We start from the raw sequence: 4,466 nt of genomic DNA on the forward strand, positions 1-4,466 counted from the left end.
CCCCCACCTGGCGGTGGGACGGCGCGCGGCGTCTGCGGCGTGGTGCTGGACAGCGTGTCCCCGCCGTGACACCACCCCCGGCGTCCCCCGTCACTTCCCGATGCCTTGCACTGGCCGTCGCAGAGACGGAGAAGTGTGTCGCTGGGCCCGTGGGAGTCCGACGGGGTGGGACGGGTGAGGGTGTGCCGGCGCCCGGCCGCCCCCGGTCGTACCGACTTCCCTCGGACGCACCCGGAGCGGCAACAGGGACGGACTTCGAGCCCAGAACTGAGCGGACTTCGAGCCCAGAACTGAGCGGACTTCGAGGGTGGAACAGAGCGGACTTCGAGGGCGGAACAGAGCGGTCTTCGAGGGTGGAACAGAGCGAACTTCGAACCCAGAACAGAGCGGACTTCGGCGGGGGTGGGGGTGAGGACAGTTCGTCACACCATGACTTCGGGTCTACGAAATCGCGTATTCGAGTGATAGAACACTACTTGTCACATCAGCGCGAGGTCCGAGGAGAGCAATGGCCATCCCAGCTGCGCTCGGCGCACCACGGAGTGGGACCTGGGGACGGGCCCTGATCCGTCCAGCCAATGGCCCCTCACTGGCGGAGATCAACGGCACCGTCGAGGTGCCGTCGGAGGACGCGGGGTTCCTGCGGACCCTGGCACGCTTCTCGGGTCCCGGCGCGCTCATCGCCGTCGGCTACATGGACCCCGGCAACTGGGTCACCTCCATCGGTGGCGGAGCCCAGTTCGGCTACTCCCTGCTGAGCGTCATCCTGATGTCCAGCCTGGTGGCCATGCTCCTGCAGTACATGGCGGCCAAGCTCGGCATCGTCACCGGCATGGACCTCGCCCAGGCGACGCGCGTGCACACCGGACGCCGACTCGGCTTCGTGCTCTGGGTCGTCGCGGAGCTCGCGATCATGGCCACCGACGTCGCCGAGGTCATCGGCGCCGCCATCGCGCTCCACCTGCTCTTCGGGATGTCGCTCCTGGCGGGCGTCTTCATCACCGTCTTCGACGTGTTCCTCCTGCTCCTGCTCATGCGCATCGGGTTCCGCAAGATCGAGGCGATCGTGGCGACCCTGATCCTCACGATCATGGTGGTCTTCGTCTACGAGGTCTGGATCGCCTCCCCCGACATGGGCCAGGTCGCCGGCGGTTTCCTGCCCACGACCCAGCTCCTCCAGCCCTCCGAGCTCCACATGGCGCTGGGCATCGTGGGCGCCACGGTGATGCCCCACAACCTCTACCTGCACTCCGCGATCGTCCAGTCACGCGCCTACGACCGGGCCGACGAGAACGGGAAGGCCCGGGCCGTGCGCTTCGCGACCTGGGACTCCAACCTCCAGCTCTCGGCCGCCTTCGTCATCAACTGCCTCCTGCTGGTGCTCGGTGCCGCGCTCTTCTTCGGGACCCCGGGCGAGCTGACGACCTTCGGTTCGCTCTACGACGCGCTCCAGGACAACGAGCTGGCGGGTGCCGTGGCCAGCCCCGTGCTTTCCACCCTCTTCGCCGTGGCACTGCTGGCCTCCGGCCAGAACTCGACCATCACGGGCACCCTGACCGGTCAGGTGGTCATGGAAGGCTTCATCCGGCTGCGCGTCCCGCTCTGGTTCCGGCGGGTCCTCACCCGTCTGGTCGCGGTGATCCCGGTGGTGATCTTCACGATCATCTACGGCGGTGACGAGGGCGCCCTCGAAGCCCTGCTCGTGAACTCCCAGGTGTTCCTGTGCGTCGCGTTGCCGGTGTCCATGGTGCCCCTGGTGTGGTTCACGTCCTCCCGGAAGATCATGGGCGAGCGCTTCGCCAACCGGCGTGCGGTGGCCGCCCTGGGATGGCTCGCCACAGCGGCGCTCACCGTCCTCAACCTCCGACTGATCGTCGAGATCGTCGGGTCCCTGGCCTGACACCGCGAGGCGGGGTCCTGACCGTTCCGATGGACGGGGGACCGTCGGGCGGTCGTGCCGGGGTCACACGCGTCGACGAGGGCGACCACTGGCACGGGGCGGTCTGCCCGGTCACCCGTTCGGACAGGAGGAGGGGCCCGGGATGACCCGGGCCCCTCCTCGCGTGTCCTGTCCGTCACCGTCCGGTCGTCGTGACCGGGCCGGTGGTGGGGCGTTCAGTCCTTGTCGTCCTCGGTGCCAGTCCCCTTGTCGTCCCCATCAGCAGGGGGCTCCTCGGCAGGCGCGTCCTCCGCCTTCTCCACGGGCACGTCGGGCACCGGGTTCTCGGTCTCCAGATCGGCCCAGTACTCCTCGGCCCACGGGTCCTCGATCGGCTGGCTGCGACGCCACAACAGGTATCCCAGCCCGGCAGCGGAGACCCCCACTGCGGTCCAGCCCAGTGCCTTGAGCACGCGGTGGCGCTTGCGGGCGGGAGCGGTCGGGGTGACCAGGGCCCGCGCGGAGGCCTCACGGACCAGACGCGCACGCTCGGCGAGGTCGGCGTCGGTGGTGGCTGCCGCAGTGGCGTCGGTGACCGCCTTGTTGATGCGGGGCAGGTAGTCCTCCACGACCTTGCCGTGCACGTCGTCGAGGAAGGGCTTGGCGTGGTCGGCGGCCTCCTGGGCGCGCGTGGCCGCCTCGGAGATCACCGGCGTGGCCTTTTCGACCGTCTTGTCCCAGGAGTGCTGCACATGGGGTGCCGCCCACTCGATGCCCTGCCCGGCCAGGTCTGCGGCCCGCAGAGCGGCGCGTCCGGCCTGGTCGGTGACGACGTCACGGAGCACCCGCGCGTCAGCCTTCAGCTGGTCCGGATCGATTCTCTGGGTCTTGGCCATGATGCCTCCGCAGTCGTGGGAACCTCCTCGCGCCTGCACGGGCGCGATGCTTGTCATCCATTGTGCACCGATCAGCTGTGAGCTGCAGCCCATCCATGTGCCCCGACAGTCGTGTGGACGTGCCACACGGCGCAAATCTGGGACGATGGGGGCATGGAAGCCACACTGCACACCACCATGGGTGACATCACCGTCGAGCTGTTCCCCGACCATGCGCCCAACACCGTCAAGAACTTCGTCGAGCTCGCCCGGGGCGAGCGGGAGTGGACACACCCGGCCACCGGTCAGAAGACCACGCAGCCCCTCTACGACGGCGTGATCTTCCACCGCGTCATCCCGGGTTTCATGATCCAGGGTGGGGATCCCCTGGGTCAGGGCATCGGGGGTCCCGGGTACGAGTTCAATGACGAGATCCACCCCGAGCTGACCTTCACCGAGCCCTACGTGCTCGCCATGGCCAATGCCGGCAAGCGCAACGGACACGGCACCAACGGGTCCCAGTTCTTCATCACCGTCGCGCCGACCCCGTGGCTGCAGGCCAAGCACACGATCTTCGGCAAGGTCGTGGACCAGGCGTCCAAGGACGTCGTCGACGCCATTGCCGCAGTCCCCACGGGACGCAATGACAAGCCCGTCACCGACGTCGTCATCACCTCGGTGGACGTCACCGACTGAGCACGCACCGGGAACCGGTGGAGGGGGCGGGGTGCTGAGCGCCCCGCCCCCTACGGTTCCCACCCTGCCGGGAGGTACGGACTCCTCCCGGGAGCCCGGCCGCCGGGCGGCGGACGCAGGAACGGGGCGGCGACGCCCTCGTCAATGAGGAGGGAAGGACCCATGAGAGGGATCCCCCAGTACGGACAGCGCTCCGAACCCTCGGCGGCGCCGGAGTGCCCGCGTCACCCCGGGGTGCGCGCGGTCGACTACTGCAAGCGGTGCAACAGGCCCATGTGTGCCGAGTGCGCGATCCCCACCGAGGTGCGTTCCATCTGCGTGGACTGTGCCCGCAGGGTCCGTCGCCGCATGCCGTCGGGTTCGCCCGTGGTCACGCTCGGCATCATCGCGGCCTGCGTGCTCATCTACGTGATCGGGTGGGTCTCACCCGCGGCCGAGCGCGCCTTCGTCTTCGCCCCGGTGGTCGGCTACTACCAGCCGTGGCGCTTCCTCACCACGGCGTTCCTGCACGCCTCCCTGTGGCACATCGGGTTCAACATGCTCGCCCTGTACTGGGTGGGGCGCTCCCTGGAGGGCGTCATGGGGCACTGGCGCTTCGCCGCCCTCTATGTGCTCAGCGCCGTGGGTGGGTCGCTGGCGGTGCTCCTGTGGTGCTTCGTGGACCCCTCGACATGGCAGACGGCCACGGTGGGCGCCTCGGGCGCGGTCTTCGGTCTCTTCGCCGCTGTCTTCGTCCTGCAGCGGTTGAACGGGGTGGACACGACCTCGGTGCTGGTCCTGTTGGGCATCAACCTGGTCTACGGGTTCATCACGCCGGGCATCTCCTGGCAGGCGCATGTCGGGGGCCTGGTGACCGGCCTGCTCGTGTCCTGGGCGTTCACGCTCCTGGCGCGGCCGCGTCGCGGCATGACGGCACGGGCGCAGACAAGGGTGACCGTGCTGGCCACCGTCGCCATGGCGTTGGTCCTGGCGGGCCTGGTGGCGGGGACGTACGCGCTGCTCCTGCACTGACGGGG

Annotated in this window: 4 protein-coding genes; 3 read left to right on the forward strand and 1 reads right to left on the reverse strand. The window is 68.9% G+C overall.

Translation table 11 applies throughout. The features are described 5' to 3' along the window. The first annotated feature begins 508 nt into the window (after positions 1–508). A complete protein-coding gene (locus tag BQ9890_RS14510; protein WP_075893370.1) occupies positions 509–1,900 on the forward strand; it encodes an Nramp family divalent metal transporter in 1,392 nt (463 codons plus the stop codon). Between the two features lie 215 nt (positions 1,901–2,115). Here BQ9890_RS14510 and BQ9890_RS14515 read toward each other — a convergent pair whose 3' ends face one another. Further along, a complete protein-coding gene (locus tag BQ9890_RS14515; RefSeq protein WP_075893372.1) occupies positions 2,116–2,775 on the reverse strand; it encodes a hypothetical protein in 660 nt (219 codons plus the stop codon). 153 nt (positions 2,776–2,928) lie between these two features. Between BQ9890_RS14515 and BQ9890_RS14520 the strand changes: the two genes are divergently transcribed. Further along, positions 2,929–3,450 (forward strand): peptidylprolyl isomerase, encoded by a 522-nt coding sequence (locus BQ9890_RS14520; protein WP_075893374.1) that lies wholly within the window; start codon positions 2,929–2,931, stop codon positions 3,448–3,450. Between the two features lie 162 nt (positions 3,451–3,612). Next, positions 3,613–4,461, forward strand: coding sequence for a rhomboid family intramembrane serine protease (locus BQ9890_RS14525; RefSeq protein ID WP_075893376.1), 849 nt, complete (start codon positions 3,613–3,615; stop codon positions 4,459–4,461). Positions 4,462–4,466 lie beyond the last annotated feature (5 nt).

The organism is Actinomyces provencensis (assembly GCF_900155435.1).
GTDB classification, from domain to species: Bacteria; Actinomycetota; Actinomycetes; order Actinomycetales; family Actinomycetaceae; genus Pauljensenia; species Pauljensenia provencensis.

What these genes read in the sequence shown, in the direction of transcription:
- BQ9890_RS14510 (WP_075893370.1), top strand. Translation starts at nt 509, where the DNA reads ATGGCCATCCCAGCTGCGCTCGGCGCACCACGGAGTGGGACCTGGGGA.
- BQ9890_RS14515 (WP_075893372.1), bottom strand. Translation starts at nt 2,775, where the DNA reads ATGGCCAAGACCCAGAGAATCGATCCGGACCAGCTGAAGGCTGACGCG.
- BQ9890_RS14520 (WP_075893374.1), top strand. Translation starts at nt 2,929, where the DNA reads ATGGAAGCCACACTGCACACCACCATGGGTGACATCACCGTCGAGCTG.
- BQ9890_RS14525 (WP_075893376.1), top strand. Translation starts at nt 3,613, where the DNA reads ATGAGAGGGATCCCCCAGTACGGACAGCGCTCCGAACCCTCGGCGGCG.